This window comes from Streptomyces sp. NPDC014891 (assembly GCF_043081085.1).
GTDB lineage: Bacteria > Actinomycetota > Actinomycetes > Streptomycetales > Streptomycetaceae > Streptomyces.
On record NZ_JBIBWF010000002.1, the window covers coordinates 777,861 to 797,313 of the forward strand.

At 73.6% G+C, this 19,453-nt stretch carries 17 protein-coding genes and 1 tRNA gene; 8 read left to right on the forward strand and 10 right to left on the reverse strand.

The window, feature by feature from the left end:
• Positions 1-124 precede the first annotated feature (124 nt).
• Positions 125-1,264, reverse strand: a complete 1,140-nt coding sequence (gene hppD / locus ACF09E_RS08065; protein WP_388799666.1) for a 4-hydroxyphenylpyruvate dioxygenase — start codon at positions 1,262-1,264, stop codon at positions 125-127.
• Between the two features lie 136 nt (positions 1,265-1,400).
• On the opposite strand from hppD, the gene ACF09E_RS08070 reads away from it, so the two are divergent.
• The 4 genes from ACF09E_RS08070 to ACF09E_RS08085 all read left to right on the forward strand — a co-directional run bounded on the left by ACF09E_RS08070 (position 1,401) and on the right by ACF09E_RS08085 (position 4,177).
• A complete protein-coding gene (locus ACF09E_RS08070) occupies positions 1,401-1,868 on the forward strand; it encodes an Lrp/AsnC family transcriptional regulator (protein WP_361857505.1) in 468 nt (155 codons plus the stop codon).
• Between the two features lie 137 nt (positions 1,869-2,005).
• On the forward strand, positions 2,006-2,587 hold the full coding sequence (locus ACF09E_RS08075; RefSeq protein WP_392204374.1) for a helix-turn-helix domain-containing protein: 582 nt from the start codon (positions 2,006-2,008) through the stop codon (positions 2,585-2,587).
• Between the two features lie 19 nt (positions 2,588-2,606).
• Entirely contained in the window at positions 2,607-2,801 is a 195-nt protein-coding gene (locus ACF09E_RS08080) for a hypothetical protein (protein ID WP_392204375.1), read from the forward strand.
• The gene (locus ACF09E_RS08085) at positions 2,798-4,177 is read left to right on the forward strand and encodes an MFS transporter (protein WP_392204376.1); all 1,380 of its coding nucleotides are present in this window, start codon (positions 2,798-2,800) and stop codon (positions 4,175-4,177) included. Before ACF09E_RS08080 ends, ACF09E_RS08085 begins: the two co-directional genes overlap by 4 nt.
• On the opposite strand, the gene ACF09E_RS08090 is transcribed toward ACF09E_RS08085, so the two are convergent.
• The 6 genes from ACF09E_RS08090 to ACF09E_RS08115 form a co-directional block, all read right to left on the reverse strand.
• A complete protein-coding gene (locus ACF09E_RS08090; RefSeq protein WP_392204377.1) occupies positions 4,110-4,904 on the reverse strand; it encodes a S16 family serine protease in 795 nt (264 codons plus the stop codon). The genes ACF09E_RS08085 and ACF09E_RS08090 overlap by 68 nt on opposite strands.
• A 198-nt stretch (positions 4,905-5,102) precedes the next feature.
• On the reverse strand, positions 5,103-5,744 hold the full coding sequence (locus ACF09E_RS08095; protein ID WP_392204378.1) for an IclR family transcriptional regulator: 642 nt from the start codon (positions 5,742-5,744) through the stop codon (positions 5,103-5,105).
• Between the two features lie 525 nt (positions 5,745-6,269).
• Complete coding sequence (locus ACF09E_RS08100) at positions 6,270-8,063, reverse strand: DEAD/DEAH box helicase (RefSeq protein ID WP_361857508.1); 1,794 nt, start codon at positions 8,061-8,063, stop codon at positions 6,270-6,272.
• Between the two features lie 100 nt (positions 8,064-8,163).
• Complete coding sequence (locus ACF09E_RS08105) at positions 8,164-8,556, reverse strand: type II toxin-antitoxin system death-on-curing family toxin (protein WP_392047559.1); 393 nt, start codon at positions 8,554-8,556, stop codon at positions 8,164-8,166.
• Complete coding sequence (locus ACF09E_RS08110) at positions 8,553-8,753, reverse strand: ribbon-helix-helix protein, CopG family (protein WP_030221768.1); 201 nt, start codon at positions 8,751-8,753, stop codon at positions 8,553-8,555. Before ACF09E_RS08110 ends, ACF09E_RS08105 begins: the two co-directional genes overlap by 4 nt.
• A 45-nt stretch (positions 8,754-8,798) precedes the next feature.
• Complete coding sequence (locus ACF09E_RS08115) at positions 8,799-10,295, reverse strand: MFS transporter (protein ID WP_392204379.1); 1,497 nt, start codon at positions 10,293-10,295, stop codon at positions 8,799-8,801.
• A 181-nt stretch (positions 10,296-10,476) separates the two neighbouring features.
• Here ACF09E_RS08115 and ACF09E_RS08120 point away from each other — a divergent pair.
• From ACF09E_RS08120 to ACF09E_RS08135, 4 genes are all read left to right on the forward strand, one after another.
• Positions 10,477-10,548, forward strand: a tRNA-Cys gene (locus ACF09E_RS08120).
• Positions 10,549-10,715: 167 nt separating this feature from the next.
• Positions 10,716-11,621 (forward strand): serine/threonine protein kinase, encoded by a 906-nt coding sequence (locus ACF09E_RS08125; RefSeq protein WP_392204380.1) that lies wholly within the window; start codon positions 10,716-10,718, stop codon positions 11,619-11,621.
• 53 nt (positions 11,622-11,674) lie between these two features.
• On the forward strand, positions 11,675-13,846 hold the full coding sequence (locus ACF09E_RS08130; RefSeq protein ID WP_392204381.1) for a PQQ-binding-like beta-propeller repeat protein: 2,172 nt from the start codon (positions 11,675-11,677) through the stop codon (positions 13,844-13,846).
• Between the two features lie 89 nt (positions 13,847-13,935).
• Entirely contained in the window at positions 13,936-16,035 is a 2,100-nt protein-coding gene (locus tag ACF09E_RS08135; RefSeq protein ID WP_392204382.1) for a serine/threonine-protein kinase, read from the forward strand.
• A 50-nt stretch (positions 16,036-16,085) separates the two neighbouring features.
• Here ACF09E_RS08135 and mycP read toward each other — a convergent pair whose 3' ends face one another.
• From mycP to ACF09E_RS08150, 3 genes are read right to left on the reverse strand one after another with little or no spacing between them, the layout of a single operon-like run.
• Positions 16,086-17,324, reverse strand: a complete 1,239-nt coding sequence (mycP, locus tag ACF09E_RS08140; protein ID WP_392204383.1) for a type VII secretion-associated serine protease mycosin — start codon at positions 17,322-17,324, stop codon at positions 16,086-16,088.
• Between the two features lie 17 nt (positions 17,325-17,341).
• Positions 17,342-18,859, reverse strand: coding sequence for a WXG100 family type VII secretion target (locus tag ACF09E_RS08145; protein WP_392204384.1), 1,518 nt, complete (start codon positions 18,857-18,859; stop codon positions 17,342-17,344).
• Between the two features lie 48 nt (positions 18,860-18,907).
• Positions 18,908-19,345 carry a hypothetical protein gene (locus ACF09E_RS08150; protein WP_392204385.1) on the reverse strand — a complete coding sequence of 146 codons (438 nt, stop codon included), beginning with the start codon at positions 19,343-19,345 and terminating at the stop codon, positions 18,908-18,910.
• Between the last annotated feature and the right edge of the window lie 108 nt (positions 19,346-19,453).

A 19,453-nucleotide genomic window follows, 5' to 3' on the forward strand; every position in this document is an offset into this window, starting at 1 on the left:
CGTCCGGGCGGGCGCGGGGCACGCGGGCAGGAGGGGGTACGGGCAGGGAGACGCGGGCCGGGACGTGCCGACAGGGGTGAGGGCCCGGGGGCAGGAGCCCCGGGCCCTCGTGGTGCGCGTCCCGTCAGAGGTTGCCGCGCTTCTCCTGCTCGCGCTCGATCGCCTCGAAGAGGGCCTTGAAGTTGCCCTTGCCGAAGCCCATCGAACCGTGACGCTCGATCATCTCGAAGAAGACGGTCGGGCGGTCCTGGACCGGCTTGGTGAAGATCTGCAGCAGGTAGCCGTCCTCGTCGCGGTCGACGAGGATCTTCAGCTCGCGCAGCGTCTCCACGGGCACGCGGGTCTCGCCGGCCCACTCGCCGAGGGTGTCGTAGTACGAGTCGGGGGTGTCGAGGAAGGAAACGCCGGCGGCCCGCATCGCACGCACGGTGGCGACGATGTCGTTGGTGGCGAGCGCGATGTGCTGGACGCCGGCGCCGCCGTAGAACTCCAGGTACTCGTCGATCTGCGACTTCTTCTTCGCGATCGCGGGCTCGTTGATCGGGAACTTCACCTTGAGGGTGCCGTCCGCGACGACCTTCGACATGAGGGCGGAGTACTCGGTGGCGATGTCGTCGCCCACGAACTCCTTCATGTTGGTGAAGCCCATGACCTTGTTGTAGAAGCCGACCCAGTCGTTCATCCTGCCGAGCTCGACGTTGCCGACGCAGTGGTCGATGGCCTGGAAGGTGCGCTTGGCCGGCGGCTCGACGATCGGCTTGGCGGCGACGAAGCCGGGGAGGTACGGGCCGTCGTAGCCGGAGCGCTCGACGAGGGTGTGGCGGGTCTTGCCGTACGTGGCGATGGCGGCGAGGACGACGGTGCCGTGCTCGTCCTTCACCTCGTGCGGCTCGGTGAGGCCGGTGGCGCCGTGCTCGACGGCGTAGGCGTACGCGGCGCGGGCGTCCGGAACCTCGATAGCCAGGTCGACGACGCCGTCGCCGTGCTCGGCGACGTGGTCGGCGAGGAAGCGGCCGCGGTCGGTGGCGACCTTGATGACGGAGGTGAAGACGAAGCGGGCGGCGCCGTTGGTGAGGACGTAGCTGGCCGTCTCTCGCGAGCCGTTCTCCGGTCCGGAGTAGGCGACGAGCTTCATGCCGAAGGCCGTGGAGTAGTAGTGCGCGGCCTGCTTGGCGTTGCCGACGGCGAAGACGACCGCGTCCATTCCCTTGACCGGGAAGGGATCGGCCTTGCGCGCGGTGGAGGGGTCGGAATCGATGATCATCGAGGTGTCTGCCATGGCGTCAATGTCCCGCCGTTCGGCAAGGTGCGCAAGAGTTCGTTGTTCTGCTGGTCAATCTGTACAGCGACAGGCCAGTATGGCCGTGCGACTTGTACATCCTGACCACGGGGAGACCGTTGTGGCGATCGATCATCTGGACGGGCGGCTGATCACGCTCCTCGCGCGCGAGCCGCGCATAGGGGTCCTGGAGGCCTCGCGGCGCCTCGGGGTGGCGCGCGGGACGGTGCAGGCACGCCTCGACAGGCTCCAGGCGACCGGGGTGATCCGCGGCTTCGGCCCGCAGGTGGACCCGGCGGCGCTGGGCTATCCGGTGACGGCCTTCGCGACGCTGGAGATCAAGCAGGGGCAGGGGGCGGACGTGCGGGGGCACCTGGCGACCGTGCCGGAGGTGCTCGAACTGCACACGACGACGGGCCACGGCGACATGCTCTGCCGCCTGGTCGCCCGCTCCAACGCCGACCTCCAGCGGGTGATCGACAAGGTGGTCGGCTTCGAGGGGATCGTGCGGGCGTCGACGGCGATCGTGATGGAGAACCCGGTGCCGCTGCGGATCATCCCGCTGGTGGAGCAGGCGGCGCAGGAGTAGCGGGCGCGGGAAACCCGCGAGCCCCGGGAAACCCGCGAGGCCCGGGAGGCCCCCGCGAGGCCCGGGAGGCACTGCTGCAAAGAAGTACTTGCAAAGAAACCCTTGCAAGTACTTCTTTGCAACTCTACGCTCGACCCATGTCCGAGCCCGAGGCGTTCCCGACCCGCCCCCTCGACCCGCGCACCCTGCGCGGGCTCGCCCACCCCCTGCGCATCCAGCTGCTGCGCGCCCTGCGCAGCCACGGCCCCGCCACCGCCTCCCAGCTCGGGGAGCGGCTGGGCGAGTCCAGCGGCGCCACCAGCTACCACCTGCGCCAGCTCGCGACCTACGGCTTCGTCGAGGACGACCCGAGCCGGGGCAAGGGACGCGAACGGTGGTGGAAGGCGGCCCAGCAGGGCGTGACCGTCGACGAGTCGCTCTCCCGGAACCCGGACCCGGCCGTCCGCGGCGCCCTCGACCTCTACGTCCACGAGATCGCGACCATCCACACCCAGGAACTGAGCACCTACCTCGGCACCCGGCACGACTGGGACGACGCCTGGACCGGCGTGTCCGACATGAGCGACTTCACGCTGCGCCTGCCCCCCGAGAAGCTCCGCGAGCTCGACGCGCGGATGCACGCGCTCATCGAGTCGTACCGGGGCGTCGAGGAGGCCGACGCGCCGAACGCCGAGCGCGTACGGATCCATCTGCACGCGTTCCCGCAGCGCGAGAACTGACGGAAGGGAAGACGGAGTCATGCACCCCGACATACACCTCCAGCTCCACCGGCTGCACGCCGCCGAGCTGCGGAACGAGGCAGCCGCCGCTCCGCGCGCCCCCGGCCGCCCGGCCGGCCGCCTGCTCCGCGTCCAGCTCGGCTGGCGGCTCGTCGAGCTGGGACTGCGCCTGGCCACTCCCCCGCACCACCGCACGGCCCCCCTGGCCGCATGACCGCACCGGAGGGAGACGACGCCGCGGGGACGGGCGCGGCAGGGCGGAAACGGCTCCCCCTCGCCACCGTCCTCACCGCCAACGCCGTCTCGATCACGGGAAACTCACTCACCCTCATCGGCGTCCCGTGGTTCGCGCTCGACACCACGGGAAGCCCCGGCAAGGCCGGCTTCGTCGCCTTCTGCGCGGCCCTGCCCGTCCTCGTCTCCGCGATCGCCGGCGGCCCGGTCGTCGACCGGATCGGCCGCCGCCGGGTCAGCATCGCCTCCGACCTGGTCTGCGCCCTCGCGCTCGCCGCGATCCCGCTGCTGCACCGCGCCGGACTCCTGGAGTTCTGGACGCTGTGCGCCCTGATGGCGGTCAACGGCCTCTTCCACGCGCCCGGGGAGATGGCCCGGCACGTCCTGGTGCCGGATCTCGCCCGGCGTGCCGGGACCTCGCTGCCGCGGGCCGCCAGCCTGTACGACGCCGTGGCGCGCGGCGCGCGGATGGCGGGCGCCGCGGTCGCCGGACTCCTCGTGGCGTTCATGGGCGCCGACACGGTCCTGCTCCTCGACGCGACGACCTTCGTGGTCTCCGCGCTGCTCGTCGCCGCGGGCCTGCGCGGGGTGCCGTCGGCGGAGCCCGTACGGGACGGCCCCCGCCTCTCCCCGGCCCGCTACCGGGCCGATCTGCGCGAGGGGTACACCTTCCTGTTCCGCGCGCGGCTGCTGCTCGGCATCACGGTGATGGTGATGGTCACCAACGGCCTCAGCCAGAGCTGGAGTGCGGTGCTGCTGCCGGTCCACGCGCGCGAGGAGCTGGGCGGCCCGGCCACGCAGGGTCTGCTCGTGTCGGTCTTCGGCGGTTGCGCCCTCGTCGGCGCCCTGCTCTACGGGGCGGTCGGCCAGCGCTTCCCGCGCCGGGCCGTCTTCACGGCCGGCTTCCTCCTCGGGGGCGCCCCGCCGTACCTGGTGGCCGCGCTCACCGGCACCACCGCGCCCCTGCTCGTGACGCTCGCGGCGGCCGGGTTCGGCGTCGGCGTCCTCAACCCGATCCTGACCACGGTGATGTACGAGCAGGTCCCCGACGCCCTGCGCAGCCGGGTGATGGGCGCGAGCACGGCGGGGGTGCTGCTGACGACCCCGCTGGGCGGTCTGGCGGCCGGTCTCCTCGTCGAGCGCGCCGGCCTGACCGCGGCCCTGCTGGGGATCGGCGGGCTCTACTTCCTCGCCACGCTCTCGCCGCTGCTCTTCCCGGCCTGGCGGGGCATGGACGCCCCGCCGCCGGAGCGGGCGGCCGGCGACGGCGCACCCGCCGGTGCGCCGGTCAGCAGCGCGGAACCTTCGCCTCCTGCCCCTGTTCCAGGGCCTTCAGGGAGGCCACCGCGTCGCTGAGCGCGGTGACGGGGATGAGCCGCATCCCCTTCGGCAGCTCCGCCTGCGCGTCGGAGCACTCGGCCTTCGGCACGAGGAAGACGGTGGCCCCGTCGCGCGCCGCGGCCTGGGTCTTCAGCGAGACCCCGCCGACGGCGCCGACCGCGCCGTCGGCGTCGATGGTCCCCGTGCCGGCGATGATCCGGCCCCCGGTGAGGTCGCCGCCCGCGCCGTCGCCGTCGAGCTTCTCGACGATGCCGAGGGAGAAGAGCAGCCCCGCGCTCGGCCCGCCGATGTCGGCGAGGTTCAGGTCCACCTCGACCTTCCCGGGGTCCTCGTCGAGGTAGTCGAGGGCCGCGACGGTGGCGGCGTCCTGGGACTCCTTCATCTGGCCGAGGTTGCGCTTCTCGACCTCGGCGTCGGACTTCCCCGGGGGATAGACGGAGCTGCGCGGCAGGACGGCCCGGTCCGTGCGGAACCAGGCGTCGGCCACGTCCCCGAGGTCGACGTCCGTGGACGGCCCGGTCGCGATGATCGTGGTCATCCGCAGCTGCCCCTCGGAGGGCCGGACTGGGGCGCCGGTGATCGTGATGACCTCCCGGCCCTTGTCCTCGCCGAGCACGTCGGCGGTCGTACCGGGCTGCGCGATGGCGTAGGGCAGCGGCGCGAGCGCGACGACGGCGAAGAGCGCGGCGACGGGCAGCGCGCAGACCGCGAGCGCCTTGGGACGGGAGAGACTGGAGAGCACCGGTCCAATCTACTGGGCGCCCACCCCTACCGGACCGGGGACGCGGACCGGCGCCCCTGCCCGTGCCCCTGCCCGGGCACGGGCACGGGCACGGGCGCGGCGGGTGACTCCGCTCGGCGCGCTCCTGCCGGCGGACCCCACGGCGGGCAGCCGCGGCGGGAGGGCGACGACGAGTCCCGGGACGTGTCCGGAAACGGTCTAGCGCAGGGCGTCGGCGACCTCGCGGGCCGCGTCGACCACCCGGGGGCCGACCCGCTCCGGCACCGCGTCCACGAGCATCACGACGCCGACGCTGCCCTCGACCCCCGTCACGCCGACCAGCGGGGCGGCCGCGCCGCTCGCGCCGGCCTCCAGTTCGCCGTGGGTGAGGGTGAAGCCCGGTTCGATCAGGCCGCCCTGGCGCGCGGCGAGGATCGCCCGGCCCGCGGCACCCCGGTCGAGGGGATGGCGGAAGCCGGCCCGGTAGGCCACGTGGTAGTCGGTCCAGGTCGGTTCGACGACCGCGACCGCGAGCGCCTCCGCGCCGTCGACCAGCGTCAGGTGGGCCGTCGCCCCGATGTCCTCGGCGAGCGAGCGGAGCGCGGGGAGCGCGGCCTCCCGTACGAGGGGGTGGACCTGGCGGCCCAGCCGGAGCACGCCGAGGCCGACGCGGGCACGTCCGCCGAGGTCGCGGCGGACGAGGGCGTGCTGCTCCAGCGTGGCGAGCAGACGGTAGACGACGGTCCGGTTGACACCGAGTTTGTTGGACAACTCGGTGACGGTCAGGCCGTGGTCGGTGTCGGCGAGCAGTTTGAGGACTCTGAGTCCCCGGTCGAGCGTCTGGGAGGTCTCCGCGGTCACGACGCCCTCTCCTTAGGAGTGAGTGGCGACGGGCTCTCACGGGGTTGCGTCACCGGTCCCGTCGGCGACGCACGTCAGAGGCCGCCGGCAGGAAGGGGTACACCGGCTGCGCTCCGCGGCGGCGCTGCCACGGGGCGTTTGCTTTTGAGCCGGGACAGTAGCGACCCGCTCCGCTCAGCGGAAGACCTCGTCCAGAATCCGGGCGCCGCCGAGCGAAAGGAGACGGTTCGGGACCTTCGTCGGTCGCATGCGGGACTTTGGCGGACAAGATCGGCTTTGTCGTGCCCGTAGCGTGGAGGGGCTCGGAGGCCGACCGTGGGGGCCGGTCTCCGACGTCCGTCCCGCCGCGGTTCCTTCACCGGTTTCGCCGCCGCGGGACGAGCGAGGCCCGTACGAATGACCGTCGTACGGGCCTCGGCCGTTCCTCGGCCGTTCCTCCGAACCGCCTCGCCGCGCCCGTACGGGCGACCCGACGGGGACCGGGGGCGGGGGCGATCCCCCTGCGGGGGTCAGGCGTGCGGGGGGTCACCGCATGCGGGTCGCCCACTCCTGCACCTTCTTGATCCGCTCCCGGATCTGGCCGGCGGTGGCCTCCGCGCTCGGCGGCCCGCCGCAGACCCGGCGCAGCTCCGTGTGGATCACGCCGTGGGGCTTGCCGGACTGGTGGACGTAGGCGCCGACCATGGTGTTGAGCTGCTTGCGCAGCTCCAGCAGTTCCTTGTGGGAGACGACGGGGCGCCGCTCGGCGGGGAGTTCGAGCAGGTCGGCCTCCTCGTCCGGCTTCTTGCGGCTGTGCGCGATCTGCCGGGCCTGGCGCTTCTGGAGGAGCAGCTGGACCTGGTCCGGTTCGAGGAGACCGGGGATGCCGAGGTAGTCCTGCTCCTCGGCGCTGCCCGGGTGGGCCTGCATGCCGAACTCGGCGCTGTTGTAGAGGACGCGGTCGAAGACGGCGTCGGACTCCAGCGCCTCGAAGGGCAGCATGTCCTGCTCGCCGGTGTCCTCGTCCTGCTGACGCTCGGCCTCGGCGAGCTCCTTCTCGGACTCGGCGTAGGGGTCCTCCTCGCCCTGCTTCTTGGGCTTGTCGAGGACGTGGTCCCGCTCGACCTCCATCTCGTTGGCGAAACCGAGGAGGCTGGGGATCGTCGGAAGGAACACGGACGCGGTCTCGCCGCGCCTGCGCGAACGCACGAAGCGGCCGACGGCCTGGGCGAAGAAGAGCGGGGTCGAGATCGTCGTCGCGTACACGCCGACGGCGAGGCGGGGCACGTCGACGCCCTCGGACACCATGCGGACGGCGACCATCCAGCGGTCGTCGCTCTCGCTGAACTCGTCGATGCGGTTCGAGGCGCCGGTGTCGTCGGAAAGCACGACGGTCGCCTTCGTTCCGGTGATCTCGCGGATCAGCTTGGCGTACGAACGGGCCGAGTCCTGGTCGGAGGCGATGACGAGGCCGCCCGCGTCCGGAATGGACTTGCGGACCTCGGTGAGTCGCCGGTCGGCGGCACGCAGGACGTTCGGCATCCACTCGCCCTTGGCGTCCAGGGCGGTCCGCCAGGCCTGCGAGACGGCGTCCTTCGTCATCGGCTCGCCGAGACGCGCGGCGATCTCGTCGCCGGCCTTGGTGCGCCAGCGCATGTTGCCGCTGTAGGAGAGGAAGATGACGGGCCGGACGACGCCGTCGCCGAGGGCGTTGCCGTAGCCGTAGGTGTAGTCGGCGGAGGAGCGCCGGATGCCGTCGTTCCCCTCCTCGTACGTGACGAAGGGGATCGGGTTGGTGTCGGAGCGGAACGGGGTGCCGGTCAGCGCGAGGCGCCGGGTGGCGGGCTCGAAGGCCTCCAGACAGGCCTCGCCCCAGGACTTGGAGTCTCCGGCGTGGTGGATCTCGTCGAGGATGACGAGGGTCTTGCGCTGCTCGGACCGGTTGCGGTGCAGCATCGGGCGGACGCCGACGCCGGCGTAGGTGATGGCGACCCCGTCGTACTCCTTGCTGAGCGGTCCGGCGCTGTAGTCCGGGTCCAGCTTGATCCCTATCCGCGCGGCGGCGGCGGCCCACTGCTTCTTGAGGTGCTCGGTGGGCGCGACGACGGTGATCTGCTGCACGACGTGGTGGTGCAGCAGCCAGGACGCGAGGGTCAGGGCGAAGGTGGTCTTGCCGGCGCCTGGTGTGGCGACCGCGAGGAAGTCACGGGGCTGCTCCTGGATGTACCGCTCCATCGCGCCCTGCTGCCAGGCTCGCAGCTTGCCGGCGGTACCCCAGGGGGCCCGTCCCGGGAAGGCGGGAGAGAGGTGATGGGAGGAGGTGGTGGTAGTAGTCACGATCTCCGGTTCGACGCTCGTCCAGATATGACAACCGGGCCACCTTACCGGCGGCCCGGCCGGAACCTCGTACGAAACGGGGCGGCCGCGTCCCGGTTGCGATTCAGCTCACGTCGGCGTCGGCCAGCTCGCGCAGCCCTTGGGAGATCACCTTGACCTCGTCGATCTCCCCGGTGGCCACGGCGATGACCAGGCGTTCCGCCGCGTCGATGTCGGGCCGCAGCTGGACGCCGTTCATGGCGAGGAAGGTCACACAGGAGAGCCAGGCCGTGCGCTTGTTGCCGTCGAGGAAGGGGTGGTTGACCGCGAGGGACTGGAGCAGCGCGGCTGCCTTGTCGAGGAGGTCGGGATAGGCCTCTTCACCGAACATGGCGGCGGACGGCCGGTGCACCGCCGACTCGAGGAGTCCCACGTCGCGAACGACGACGTCCTGGTCGTCCACCGCGTGTCCGGCGACGACCAGGACGTCCTCGGCGGAGAGGTAGACACAGCTCACTTCAGCCGCTCCATCAGCTCGTGCCACTTGGCCGCCTGCTCCATGGCGGTCTTGCGCACGATCGCCTGCTGGGCGGTCCGGGCGAGGTAGTCGTCGACCGCCTGGAGCAGTATGGCGTGCATGCTCGTGCCCTCCTGCTCCGCGCGGAGCTTGAGTGCCTCAGTCTGGTCGTCGCGAAGACGCAGGTTCATGGCCATACCAAAACGGTACCACCCGTTGGGGTCAGAGTGGTACCACACCAGTCAGGCCCGCGCGGGCGCCTCGTGCAGCCGCGTCGCGACCCACGCCCCCACCGCCGCCACCCCCGCCATCGGCAGGAAGACCGCCGCGAAGGCCCCCGGGTGGGAGCCCGTGGCCGCGGAGGAGGTGACCGCGTGGCCCACCGCCCCGCCGCCGAGCGCCGCGAAGGCCGCGCCGCCCGCGGCGAGGAGCAGGACGTTGGACAGGCCGTCGGAGATCTGCAGCGCGGCGGAGTTCGCGCCGACCTCCTCGGGCGCGGAGAGCTTCATGAGGAGCACGCTCGTCGAGGCGATCACGGCGCCCATGCCGAGGCAGCCGAGCCCCCAGGCGGCCGCCACGACCCACACCGGAACGGCGGTGATCAGGACGCTCGGGGCCGCCGCGATGGCGATCGCGACCAGGACCATGCCGAGGACGACGAGCCGCTCCCGGTACGGCTCCGTCCACGGCCGGGCCTGGATCCAGGAGCCGAGGGCCCAGGTGAGGCCGCCGGCGGCGAGGGAGAGCCCGGCCAGGGTGGGGCTGAGGCCCCGCTGGGTGACCAGCATCAGCGGCACGAAGGACTCGGCCGCGATGAAGGCGCCCGCGGCGATGCCGCGGAGCAGGACGACGGACGGCAGGCCGCGGGCAGCCCGGCAGGTGCCGTGCGGAAGGAGCCCGCGGACCGCCGGCACCAGGAACGCGACACCGGCCGCGGCCGGCAGCAGCGCGAGCCAGCGCAGCTCCTGCCCCGCGTACTGCAGGAGCGCGGCGCCCACCGAGATGCCCAGCGCGAGCCGGATCCGGCGCCGGTCCCAGGGCGCGACGGGCGCGGACGGGTCGGCGGGTCCGGAGGCGGTGCGGCGTATCGCGGGGAGGGCGAGGGCGAGCGGGAAGACGACGAGGACGGGGATGCCGACGAAGACCCAGCGCCAGCCGAGGTGCTCGGTGATCGTGCCGGCGGCGAGCGGGCCGACGACGGAGGGGACGACCCAGCTCGCGGCGAACGCGGCCATGATCGCCGGTCTGAGGTGCTCGGCGTAGGCGCGGCCGACGACCACGTACAGGGCGACGATGACGAGCCCGCCGCCCAGGCCCTGGACGGCCCGCCCGAGGATGAACAGCCACATGGCGCCGGCCGTCCCGGAGAGCAGCAGCCCGGCGGCGAAGGCGCTGATGCCGGCGGTGAGCGGGGCGAGCGGTCCGAGCCGGTCGGACCACTGGCCCGCCAGGACCATGGCGAAGAGGCTGGTGGTGAAGTAGGCGGAGAAGGCGAACGCGTAGAGGGGGATGCCGTCCAGCTCGCGGGCGGCCACGGGCATCGCGGTGCCGACGGCGGTCGCCTCGAAGGCGATGAGCAGCACGACGGAGACCATGCCGATGCTGAGCGCCCGATGGGTCGCGTCGAGGACGGACCCCTTGGCGGCTTCTTCGTGCGGGGCCAGGGGTCCGGGTCTCCGGGCGACGTCGGCGGCCGCGTCTGCGGCCGCCTCGGCGTCGCGGGGTTCGAGGGCGCCCATTCCCCCAGAGTAAGAGGTGTAGCCGTAAATGACCCCTGTCAGGAGTCCCGGTGCGGCTCAGCCCTTGGACGTACGACTGTGAACGCGGTGTGGCGGCACCATTGCAGTCCCGTGGCACGACCCCGGAACCCCTTGAGCCCCTCCCGGCCCGCGCCTACGGTCGTTCTCGTCAGCACCGCACGACCGTGTGCCCGAGTGGTTGAGGGGCTCGCCTGCAAAGCGAGTTACGTGGGTTCGAATCCCGCCACGGTCTCCGATGATCCCCTGATCGCCGCGGGGATCGACGCCCGGCGCCCGGCCCCTTCACAGGGGTCGGGCGCCGGGCGCTTTCCGTGCCCCCTCCTCCTTGCCGCGACCCGCCTCGATAGGCTCGTCCCGCCCCGTCACCACGGGCGCACGGACGACGGGGGAGCACGGACGGTGGAGCAGTCGCGCACGCAACAGGGGCCCGCGCGCCCGGAATCGGCGCGGCGGACCGGTCCGTACCGGCTGATCACCCGCCTCGACCCGCCCCGCACGGTCGTGCCCTGCCGCCGGTTCGTCGCCCGCACGGAGGACGGCGAGCACACCGTGCTGCTCAGCACCCCGCTGCCCGGCACGGACCCCGCCCGGTTCGCCGCCGAGGCCGACGCCGCGCGCTTCCTGCTCGGCCCGTGGATCGCGCCGGTCACGGCCGTCGCCGAACCCGGCGAACCCCCTTGGTACGCCGGCCCGTACGTCCCCGCACTCCCCCTTCCCGTGGCGCTCGCCGTCCACGGCGGCCCCCTGCCCGACAGCACCGTCCGGGCCGTCGGGGCCGCACTGGCCGAGGCGCTGGCCGCCGCGCACCACCAGGGGCTCACCCACGCGGGCCTGTCCCCGGCCGCCGTCCTGCTCACCGCGGACGGACCCCGGCTGACCTGCTTCGGCGCGGTACGGGCCGCCGCTCCCGACGGACAGCCGCGCACCGGACTGCCCGGCCTCGAACCGGGGGCGCTCGCCCCCGAGCAGGCCTCGGGAGGCCGGCCGCGTCCGCCGGGCGACGTCTTCGCCCTCGGCGCCGTCCTGGCCTACGCCGCCACCGGGCACACCGTGCCCGAACGGGACGAACTCCCGCCCGCCCTGCGCCCGGTGATCGCCGCCTGCCTGGCCCGCGACCCGGCGGACCGGCCCGCGGCGGCCGAGCTGACGGCCCGGCTCGCCCCGCCGACGACCCACGGCACCGTCCTGAACTCGGCCGGGTCCCTCCTCGCCCCGGGCTGGCTGCCGGGCCGGGTGGCGGCGGCGCTCGCCCGCCAGTCCGCGGAGCTCCTCGCCGCCGAACTCCCGGCCCCGGCAAGGGTCTGAGACCAGCCCCGCGCCTCCCCTCCCGCCCTCCCCCGCACCTGACGGACCCCACCATGCTGTCGCCCCTGACCCATGACGACCCGGCCTCGGTCGCCTCGTACCGGCTCCTCGCCCGCCTCGGTTCCGGCGGCATGGGCACGGTCTACCTGGCCCGCACCCCCGGCGGCCGGACCGTCGCCCTGAAGACCGTGCACGCACGGCTCGCCACCGACCCCGCCTTCCGCGCCCGGTTCCGGCTGGAGACGGACGCGGCACGGATCATCGGCGCCCGCCACGGCGCCGCCGTGGTCGACGCGGACCCGCAGGCCGAGACCCCGTGGCTGGCCACCGAGTACGTCCTCGGCCCGCCCCTCGACGACGCCGTCGAGCTCGGCGGCCCCCTCCCCGAGCCGACCGTCCGCGCGCTGGGCGCGGCCCTCGCCGGAGCACTCGCGCAGCTGCACTCCTCGGACGTGGTCCACCGCGACCTCAAGCCCTCGAACGTCCTCGTCACCGCGTACGGCCCGAAGATCATCGACTTCGGCATCGCGCGGGCGGCCGGCGACGACCACCTGACCCGGACGGGAGCCGCCGCCGGCACCCCCGCCTACATGTCACCGGAGCAGGCGAGCGGGCAGGAACACCCGCCCGCCGGCGACGTGTTCGCCCTCGCGGGCGTCCTGGTCTTCGCCGCGACCGGCCACGGCCCCTTCGGTACGGGCTCCGCCGCCGACCTCCTGTACCGCGTCCGCTACGCGGACCCCGACCTCGCCGGCGTACCCGAGGCGCTGCTCCCCCTCCTGACGGCCTGCCTCTCGAAGGACCCGTCGGCCCGCCCCACCACCGGCACCCTGATCGACCGACTCCACGACGGTCACGGCGAGTTCGCCGACCACCTGCCGCCGCTGCTGCTCACCGACATCGCCCGCCGGGCCACGGACGTCTGGCTCCACGCGCCCCACCGCCTGCCGGCCCCCGAGGGCTCGGCGGTGGCGGAGACCGCCCCCAGCGGCCCGGTCTCCCGCCGCCGGCTGCTCTCGGCGGGCGGCGCGGCGCTGCTCGGGGCGGCGGGAGCGGGCGGCGGCCTGTGGGCCTGGCTGGCGTCACGGGACGAGGAGGCCCCCGGCGCGGCGGGCCCCAGCGCGGGCCCCACCGCCATCCCCGCGACCACCGCCCCGGACGGCGCACCGGCCGCGCTGTGGCGCGGGGACGCCCTGGACCGCGAGGAGGGCATGATGCCGCTGCTCGCCGGGGGCGTCGTGGGGTTCGCGGAGACGGGGTCGTTCCGCGCGCTGGACCCGCAGAGCGGGTCGGTGCTGTGGAAGGAGCCGGCGGTACTGGACCCGAAGCAGGTGACGACGGACGGTACGCACTTCTACGCGTCCTCCTATCCGGTCACCGGGCCGTCCGCCCTGGAGATCCGGACGCTCGCCGCCCGGACCGGCGAGGAGTCCGCACGGACGATCCGCCTCAAGGGCTTCGAGGGGTCGAACTTCGGCACGGAACTCCTGACCGCGGCGGGCGGAGTGCTGTACGCCTCGTCCCGGCGGGGCAGCCGGGACGACGAGGACGACGACACCGGCTGGCACCTGATCGCCGTCGACCTCGCCACGGGCAAGGAGCTCTGGCGGCACCCCCACACCGACGTCAACGCCCGCCCCTGGCTGTCCCGGATCGTCGGCGAACGGCTGGTGCTCGGCAAGAACAGCGGCGACCTGAAGTCCTTCGACGTGCAGGTGCGGGACCGCCGCACCGGCCGGCAGGTGTGGCGGCGGAGCGTCCCGCTGGAGGAGTCCCCGTCGTTCATCCCCGGCCAGCTGGCCGTCGACGACCGGCACGTCTACCTCGGCGGGGACCGCCTCCGGGCGCTGCGCCTCACCGACGGGGGCGTCGCCTGGGAGTACGGCCGGGGCTCCCTCTTCGGGGTCCCCACCGTGGCGGACGGCCGCGTCCACGCCAACGAGGCCGGCCGGGGACTCGTGGTCGTCGGCGCGGACAAGGGGGCCGGGGAGTGGTCGGAGGCGGCCTCGGGCCGCAGTCTGACCCCGGACCTGTACTCGGTCCCGGTGATCGGCCGGACGTACGTGTACGCGCCGGTCCGGGGCGGCCTGAACGCGGTCGACCGGGCGACCCGACGCTCCGCATGGGTGTTCCCGACCGAGGCCACCCGGTACGTCACGGACGCGCAGCGCCGGCGGATCGTGGGCGCGGGGCCGTCGTCCATCGTGGCCCTCCCCCTCGCCTGAGCCTCCGGACACGACCGCGTCCCACCGTCCACGCTCCGCCGCCCGCCCCTCCCCCGCCCACCGCCGCTCCCACCGACCCGGAGACCCCCGTGACCACGCAGCCCCTCGCCACCGGCGACCCGCTCCGGCTCGGCCCGTACCGCCTGCTCGGCGTCCTCGGCGAGGGCGGCATGGGCAAGGTGTACCTCGGCCGGGACGGCGACGGCGCCCCCGCGGCCGTCAAGGTCCTGCGGCCCGAACTCGCCCACGACCGGCACCTCGCCCAGCGCTTCGTCCGCGAGGCCGACATGGCGCGGGCCGTCACCAGCCCGGGCGTGGCCCGGGTCCTCGGCGCGCAGACCGAGGGCGGACGGCCGTGGATCGCCGCCGAGTTCCTCGCCGGCCCGACGCTCGACGAGGCGGTCCGGGCGTACGGGCCGCTGGACGGGCCGGCGGTCCGCGCCCTGGCGGCCCGGCTCGCCCGCACCCTGCACGACATCCACGCGGCCGGCCTGATCCACCGCGACCTCAAGCCCGCGAACATCGTCCTCACCTCCACCGGTCCGCGGATCATCGACTTCGGCATCGCCCGCCCCGAGCACGGCCTCACCCTGACGACGACGGGACAGATCCCGGTCACCCCCGGGTACGGCGCTCCCGAGCAGGTCCTCGGGCAGCGGGTCGGACCGGCGTCGGACGTCTTCTCGCTGGGCGCGGTCCTCGCGTACGCGGCGAGCGGCCGACGCGCCTTCGACGGCGCGCACGTGGCGGCCGTCCAGTACGAGGTCGTGCACGGCACGGCCGACCTGAGCCAGGTCCCGCCGGAGCTGCGGGAGTCGATCGCGCCGTGCCTGGCGAAGGACCCGGCGCACCGCCCGCGGCCGCCGCAGGTCGCCGAGGCCTTCGCCCCTCCCAAGGGCGCGGACCGGGCGTGGCGGAAGGGCCCGCTCGCCGACGACATCAAGCGGCGCGAGACGGCGACGAAGCGCCTGACCGCGCCGGCGGACACCGTCGTCCCGACCGCGCCGTCCCGGCGGCGCTTCCTCACCGGCGCGGCGGTGGGCGTCGCCGTCCTGGGCGCGGGGGGCGGCGCGGGGGCCTGGTGGCTGAGCCGGGGCGGCGAGAAGTCCCCCACGGCCGACGTGCCGGCGGCCGTGGCGGCCCCGGAGGCCGCGTTCGTCTCGCTCATCGACAGCGAGGCGGGGCGGCCGCCGGACGCGCTGTGGGGGCCCCTCGACGTCTGCGCGCCGGTGGCGGTGCCGCCCCTCCCCGTACGGGACGTGGTCCTGGTGTACGCGAAGACGGGCGGGCTGCTCGCCCTGTCCGTGACGGACGGGAAGGAGCGGTGGCGGTCCGAGGACGTCTACGCCGCGTCCGGGTACGTCTCCGTGGCCGACCGGCTCGTCGTCGGCGTCGACAGGAGGGGCAGGCTGCGGGCGTACGTGGCCTCCACCGGCCGGGAGGTCTGGCAGTTCGAGGCCGACGCGGAGGCGCTCCTCGCCGCGGACGACACCAACCTCTACTTCACGACGTCCGACGACATGCTGCGGGCCGTCGACGCCTGGACCCTCGCGCCCCGGTGGACGCGCCCGATGACGTCCCCCCGCTCGACGAAGGGGCCCGCGCGCGCGGCCACGGGCAGGGGCCGGCTCGTGGTCCACGGGTGGGACGGGCGGGTCGAGGCCGTCGACACCACGACCGGGGAGACCGCCTGGAAGCTCAAGGGGCAGGGCACGCACGGCCAGATCCCCTCGATCAGCGGCGCCACCGTGTACCTCGGTGGTCCCAGTCTGATGGTCCGGCGTCTGGAGAGCGGGGACTTCCACTGGAAGGAGGAGACCCTCGCCTACGAGGAGGAGACCGTGGGGTGGGGCAGCCCGACCGCGGACGGCGACTCCGTGTTCGCCATCGACGGCTACGAGGCCCACCGGTTCCTCACCAGGACCGATGTCAACCGCGCGGGCAGGGAGTGGATGGATCCGCTGGACAACGCGGGCGGCGGCGTCTCCGCCCCCGCCGTCGAGGGCGGCACGGCCTGGCTGCCGGAGACCGACGACGGCGCCGTGCTGGTGGTGAACAAGACCACCGGCGCCCGGCTGTTCACCGTGAGGATGGAGCGCCAAGGGGCCTACCGGTTGGCGAGCGACGCCCACCGCGTCTTCATGACCCGCGGCGGCCGGATCGTGGCACTGCCGGTGTTCGGGGAGTAGCACGGACGCCGCCCGCGCCGACCGTGGTCGGCGCGGGCGGCGTCCGTTCCTCAGGTGCGGCGGCCCCGGAGCGCGACCACCGCGCCGCCGATCAGGACGGCCGCACCGATGCCGATGCCGATCAGGAGGGTGGCGCTGAGGCCGTCGTCGCTCTTCTCCTGCGCGGCGGGCGCGGGGGCGGGAGCAGGGGCGGCGGTGGACGGCGCGGCCGGGGTGGCACCTTCCGACGCGGCGCCCGAGGGAGCGGCGGACACGTTCTCCTCGAGATCCTGGAGGGGCCGGACGCCGGCCGGCCCCGGGTCGCCGGGCGTCTTCAGCGCGCGGAGCGGGCGGATGGCGCCGAAGCCGATGTAGTCGTTGCGCTTGTCGCCCTCGGTGGGCGCGGCGATGGTGTTGAGCATGACCTTCAGGACCTGGTTGTTGGTCCAGTCGGGGTGCTTCGACCAGATGAGCGCGGCGGCGGCGGAGGCGAGGGCGGTGGCGTTGCTGGTACCGCTGGAGGTGCAGACGCGGCTGCCGCCGCACGTGGCAACGGTGTCCTTGCCGGGGGCCACGAGGTCGACCTGCGGACCGTACTGGGAGAGGGGAATGCGGGTCAGCTTCTGGTCGATGGCACCGACGCCGACCACGCCGGGGGTCGCTCCCGGGTACTCCAGCTTGTTCGCCTTGTCGCCGCTGTTGCCGACGGAGGCGAAGACCAGGGCGCCCTTGTCCAGGGCGTACTTCACCGCGTCCGTGAGCTGCTGCGACCCGGCCGGCGAGCCCTGCGAGATGTTGAGGACCTTGGCCCCGGAGTCGACGGCGAACCGGATGGCCTCGGGCATGACCGTGTTGAACTCGCGGTCGGCGTCCGCCTGGCTCCCCGCCCCGGCTACCGACCCGGGCACGCGCACCGGGAGGATCTTGGCCCCGGGGGCGAGGCCGTAGGCACCCTGGCCGCCGTTGGCCTTGCCCGTGCCGGCGATGAGGCCGGCCATGTTCGTGCCGTGTCCGGTGTAGTCGGTGAACTCGTCGCCGGCCTCTTCCGTGGCGAAGTCCTTGCCCTTGAGCACCTGGCCGGGAAGGTCCGGATTCCCCTTCTCCACGCCGGAGTCGATGACCGCGACGGTGACGCCCTTGCCGGTGCTGAGCTGCCAGATCTTCTCGGCGCCCATGGTGTCCAGGTGCCACTGCCGGTCGCGGACGCCCGCGGCGTGGGCGGGTACGGAAGCGATGCCCACCAGCAGCATCCCCAAGGCGGCCGAGGCGGTGACTCGGGCACGGCTCCGTCGAATACTGCTGGTACGCATCTGCTTCCTCGCGCTGATCAGTCGATGACGGGCGGCGCCACGCGGCGCCCCTGCTGCCAGGTCTCCTCGTCCTCGACCAGGTAGTCGGGACGCTCTCCCTTGGTCTCCTCGCGCTCGCCGGGCTGCGTGGAGCCGCCGCGGACGAGGCCGGAGCCGCCGGGCGTGAAGGGCCGTGCCGTGCCTCCGGCCGCGGCGGCGCGCTGCGCCCGGCCGCCGACGACCCCGCCGGCCTCGCCGGCGAGCCTGCGGCCCCCGGTGATGCCGTTCTGGCCTGCGCCCGCGCCGCCCATGGGGCCGCCCATGGCGCCGCCGCCCATCGGGGCCCGGCCCATGCCCGTGCCGCGACCCGGCTCGGTGCCGATGACGGTGCTGCGCGGGAGTCCGGTCTGCGGACGTCCCATCGTGTTGGGCACGGCCTTGCCGCCGCTGATGCCCTCACGGGGGCCGCCCAGGGGACCGGGCCCGGTAGCCAGGCCGCGCGGGCCGGTGGTGCCCAGCGGGTTCCGCGTGCCGCCGGTGACGGGGCCGGTGGGCGGCGGTACGCCGGGGCCGCCCTTCGCCGTGAGCGGGGGCATGCCGGTCGTGGTCACGAACGGAGGCGTGCTGCCCTCCGGCTTGGTGATCGGCGGAGGGGTACCCGGGGTCTGCGTCGTGGGTCCGGTCGTGCTCGGCGGCGTCTTGGTGTCGACGCTGTCGAGGCCGATGTCCACGGGCACGTCCGGCCGCACGTCCGGACGGACGACGTGGTTCGGCCCCGACGGGTCCCCGGACGGCGGCAGCGGGATGTTGGTTTCGGGCGTCGTCCGGGTGTCGGGCTGAGACCGGGGGCCGGACGGCCCCGTGGCCCGCTCCGTCCCCCCGGCGGACCTCTCGCCCTGGGGTCCGTAGCCGGTGGAGGTGGGATCCGCACCGCGCTGACGGTCCTGCGCCGGCACGAAGTCCCCCGGCGGCGGCGGGAACGTCGGCGGCGTGAGGCTCGTCATGTTGAAGCTCGACCACTGGTAGGAGGAGGAGAGCTTCTCCATCTCGGCCGCCGCGGCCTGCTGGTTCGCCTTCTCCTTGGCCTCGATGGCCTTGAGCTCCTCGCTGGCGGCCATCTGGCTCTTGGCGTTGCGAGCGATGGTCTGCGAGTCGGGGTCGTTGCGGTACTTCTGCGCGGCCGCGAGGTTCGCCTTGGCCGACTCGTGGGAGGTGTAGCGGGGGATGGCGCTCTGCGCGGTGGCGATGGCCTCGGCGGCGTTGTCCATCCACTTGGCCGCGTCCGTGCTGAAGTCGCCGAGCGCGTGGGTCGAGCTCACGACGCTTTCGGCCCACTCGTTGAACGCCTTCTCCGCTTCGCCTTCCCACTCCACCCGGCCGGAGCGGTTCTTGAGCTGCGTGGCGATGCGGTGCATCTCCTCGGCAGCCGCCTTCAACCGTCCCGCCGCGTTGCCGACGTAGAACGTGCTGGCTTCGTCCAGCCACGCCAGCATCTGCTGGTGGGACATCGAGCGGAAGTCCGTTCCGCCGCCTCCGCCGCCTTCTGCGGGCCTCATCCTTCGCCTCTTCCCCGTGTCCCCGACATTCCGTCCACTCCCTCCTGCCTACTGGAGGGAGTCGTCGCCCCCGGCCGTCTGTCCGGCCCCGTCGTCCGTGGCGACGCGGCCCGCTTCGCGGTCCGCCTTCGTCTTGGCCTCGTCCGTCCGCTGATGAATGTTGATCATCTGCTGCTTGACGTCGTCGTCCATCTGCTCGAAGCCGTCCTTGGAGGCCACGACCGCGATGCCGAGGCCCTCCAGGCAGTCACGCAGCAGCCCGGAGAGCTCCGTCAGCTGCGTGAGGACGGTGTTGTACGAGGTGTAGACCCCGGCCGCCTCGGACCAGGCGGCGTCACCGCCGCCGAACTGGTTGCGCACCACCGGGTCCGACTCCATCTTGCCCTTGTCGGCCTCGGAAGAGGTGAGCGTCTCGATCAGGCCGTCGATGCCCTTCTTGAACTCCGTCATCGACTCGGAGTTGTAGTGCACCGCCGCTTCGCTCATCGGCCGCATTCCGGACCACCCCCGTCCACGTAGGCTTCCATGCCTGCGCTCGTCCCCCGTCGAACGGTCGAACAACCGTCCGCCGTACTGCCACGTCAGAAGTCCACT